Source organism: Pseudomonas sp. NPDC087697, assembly GCF_044743155.1.
GTDB lineage: Bacteria > Pseudomonadota > Gammaproteobacteria > Pseudomonadales > Pseudomonadaceae > Aquipseudomonas.
Window position 1 is genome coordinate 1 of sequence record NZ_JBIUVW010000089.1, and the last position, 3455, is coordinate 3455.

The window sequence follows — 3455 nt, forward strand, 5'->3', positions numbered from 1 at the left end:
GCGTGGGCCATCAACCCGAGCAAATGCAGCGCGTCTGGCTGTTGTGGCCACCCGCTGCTCGTTGGAGACCAGGCGCAGGAGAAACCATTTCTGTTTCTGGCCGATGCACAACGGTTGGCTGTGCGTTCTGACCAGGCGTTGCGGCAAACGATAGCGCAACCAGCCCCGGGTGCAGGCGAGAATTTCAACATCTTCGCGCTCCAGACCCACTTCTTCGTTCAACTCGCGGTACAAGGCGTCTTCCGGCGTCTCCTGAGGGTTGATACCACCTTGAGGAAACTGCCAGGCATCTTGATTGATACGGCGAGCCCATAGCACCTGGCCAGCATCATTCGTGAGAATGATCCCGACATTGGGGCGGAAACCATCGGGGTCGATCACGGCAACAACCTCGCAAACGCATGTCGCCGCATTGTTCCACAAAGGTCGTGAAGGCGGCAACGAAGCTTCCTACGTTATGTGCACTCTTGTGAAAAGACCGTATTCTGGACGCCTTTTTACAGACTTTTCAGCGAGTAACTGCAATGCGTCTGGCTTTATTCGACTTGGACAACACACTTTTGGGCGGCGACAGCGATCACGCGTGGGGCGATTACCTGTGCGAACGAGGCTTCCTCGACGCCGTCGCCTATAAAGCACGCAACGACGAGTTCTACCAGGACTACCTGGCCGGCAAGCTGGACAACGCCGCGTACCTGAACTTTTGTCTGGAAGTGCTCGGTAGTACCGAGATGGCCGTGCTGGACGAATGGCACCGCGACTACATGCGCGACTGCATCGAACCGATCGTGTTGCCCAAGGGCCTTGAGTTGCTGGCCAAGCATCGGGCTGCCGGTGACAAACTGGTGATCATCACCGCCACCAACCGCTTCGTCACCGGGCCGATTGCCCAGCGTCTGGGTGTCGAAACCCTGATTGCCACCGAATGCGAAATGATCGACGGCCGCTACACCGGCCGCAGCACCGACGTACCGTGCTTTCGTGAAGGCAAGGTGACGCGCTTGAATCGTTGGCTGGAAGAAACAGGGTTGTCGCTCGAAGACAGCTATTTCTATAGCGATTCGATGAACGATCTGGCGTTGCTGGAGGAAGTGGCAAACCCGGTGGCCGTGGACCCGGACCCGAATTTGCGGGCCGAGGCCGAAAAACGTGGCTGGCCGGTAATTTCGTTGCGCGACTGAAATCGCTTTCGCGAGCAAGCCCGCTCCCACACTGGATCTGTGATCGACACAAATCCCCTGTGGGAGCGAGCCTGCTCGCGATGGGGGCGACCCGGTCTAACGCCTTAAACAGGTTTGGCGCCCATCAACCCGGCAATCGCGATAAAGCAGACAAAACTGAACAGCGCCAAGGCGAACGTAAATTTGCCGTTGCCTCCCGGTGTAGTGCGCAGCTTGTTCAGCCGCACCAGCAGCCAGAACATAGCCAGAGCGCCAACGGTGTAGATCACGCTGGAGCCCAGAATCCAGATCTGCCCCAGCGGCCAGCCCACCAGATGCACCATCCACCATCCGGTGAACGGCATGCTCAGCAACGCCAGGCCCATCACCAGCCAGACGAACACCTGCGGCCGTTGCAGGGTGCGGGCGGGCGCCGTCACGTCACCGTTGCGGCGAGTGCGCCAGACCCAGATCGCCAGGCCCAGCGCACCGACCAGCAACAGCACCGTTGCCAGGACATGAGCCACTTTCAGGGCGGTTAACGTTTCCATGGTTCGATTTCCTTATGGACTGCCCACAGCGTAGACGCTCAGCCGAGGAACAGCTTATACGCCGGGTTGTCGCTCTCATCCCAATATGGGTAACCGATTTCTGCCAGCGCCGCCGGCACCAGATGGCGCTCTTCGTGCGGCACTTGCAGGCCCGCGACCACCCGACCATCGGCCGCGCCGTGGTTGCGGTAGTGGAACATCGAGATGTTCCAGCGCCCGCCGAGCTTGTTGAGGAAGTTGAACAGTGCGCCCGGACGTTCCGGGAACTCGAAGCGCAGTACCACTTCATCGACGACATGTGCCGCACGGCCGCCCACCATATGGCGAATGTGCAACTTGGCCAGTTCGTTGTCGGTCAGGTCGAGCACCGGGAAGCCTTGCTCGGTCAGACTGGCAATCAGCGCGCTGCGTGGATCGTTTTCCGGGTGCGTCTGCACGCCGACAAAAATGTGCGCTTCGCTGCCGGTGTTGTAGCGGTAGTTGAATTCGGTGATCTGGCGCTTGCCGATGGCTTCGCAGAACGCCTTGAAGCTGCCCGGCTTCTCCGGGATGGTCACGGCAATGATCGCTTCACGGCCCTCACCCAGCTCGGCGCGCTCGGCGACGTGACGCAAGCGGTCGAAGTTGACGTTGGCGCCGGAGTCGATGGCCACCAGGGTCTGCCCGGTCACGCCATACAGTTCGACATACTTCTTGATCCCCGCCACGCCCAAGGCGCCGGCAGGCTCAGTGATCGAGCGGGTATCGTCGTAGATATCCTTGATCGCCGCACAGATCTCGTCGGTGCTGACGGTAATCACCTCATCGACGTAGTCTTTGCAGATGTCGAAGGTGTGCTTGCCGATCTGCGCCACCGCCACGCCATCGGCAAAGATCCCCACAGTCGGCAGCACCACGCGCTCACCGGCCGCCATGGCCGCTTGCAGGCAGTTGGAGTCGTCCGGCTCGACGCCGATGATCTTGATCTCGGGCCGCAGGTACTTCACGTACGCCGCGATCCCGGCGATCAAACCGCCACCGCCCACCGGGACGAAAATCGCATTAATCGGGCCCGGGTGCTGGCGCAGAATCTCCATCGCCACGGTGCCCTGCCCGGCAATGGTGTGCGGATCATCGTAAGGGTGGATGTAGACGTAACCCTTTTCGTCGACCAGTTTCAGCGAATAGGCCAGGGCTTCCGGGAAGGAATCACCGTGCAGCACCACTTTGCCGCCGCGCGAACGCACGCCTTCGACCTTGATCTCGGGGGTGGTCTTGGGCATGACGATGGTCGCTTTCACGCCCAACACCTTGGCTGCGAGCGCCAGGCCCTGCGCGTGGTTACCCGCCGAGGCAGTGACCACGCCACGGGCGCGCTCTTCATCGCTCAATTGGGTCAGCTTGTTGTAAGCGCCGCGAATCTTGAACGAGAACACTGGCTGCAAGTCTTCGCGCTTGAGCCAAATCTTGTTGCCCAGCCGCTCGGAGAGCTGGCGAGCAGTCTGCAATGGGGTTTCTACGGCAACGTCATAAACGCGCGAGGTGAGGATCTTCTTGACGTACTGTTCGAGCATCGGAAAGCATCACTGAGCGGGTTGGGCAGGGCCAAGGAGTCTAACCCGGCTTTTGCCTAAGCGACCACACTAAACAGGTGGTTTTAAGGACGCCGGAAAAGATCGCAGCCTTCGGCAGCTCCTTGTATCTCGACTATCGCTCCGTCAGGAGCGATAGTTCTCGACTGATCATCGAGGGAGGGACCTGGAAG

4 protein-coding genes are annotated in these 3455 nt (G+C 60.1%); 1 reads left to right on the forward strand and 3 read right to left on the reverse strand.

Features of this window, described 5'->3' with window-relative positions; all coding sequences use genetic code 11:
- Positions 1-381: RNA pyrophosphohydrolase (locus ACIPIN_RS28825; protein WP_401124882.1), on the reverse strand; the 381-nt coding region annotated here is incomplete at its 3' end.
- A 143-nt stretch (positions 382-524) separates the two neighbouring features.
- Here ACIPIN_RS28825 and ACIPIN_RS28830 point away from each other — a divergent pair.
- Complete coding sequence (locus tag ACIPIN_RS28830) at positions 525-1181, forward strand: HAD family hydrolase (RefSeq protein WP_401124884.1); 657 nt, start codon at positions 525-527, stop codon at positions 1179-1181.
- A gap of 104 nt (positions 1182-1285) precedes the next feature.
- Here ACIPIN_RS28830 and ACIPIN_RS28835 read toward each other — a convergent pair whose 3' ends face one another.
- Both ACIPIN_RS28835 and ilvA read right to left on the reverse strand, forming a co-directional pair.
- The gene (locus ACIPIN_RS28835) at positions 1286-1711 is read right to left on the reverse strand and encodes a DUF2269 family protein (protein WP_401124886.1); all 426 of its coding nucleotides are present in this window, start codon (positions 1709-1711) and stop codon (positions 1286-1288) included.
- 38 nt (positions 1712-1749) lie between these two features.
- Positions 1750-3264, reverse strand: coding sequence for a threonine ammonia-lyase, biosynthetic (gene ilvA, locus ACIPIN_RS28840; RefSeq protein ID WP_401124888.1), 1515 nt, complete (start codon positions 3262-3264; stop codon positions 1750-1752).
- Positions 3265-3455: the final 191 nt, after the last annotated feature.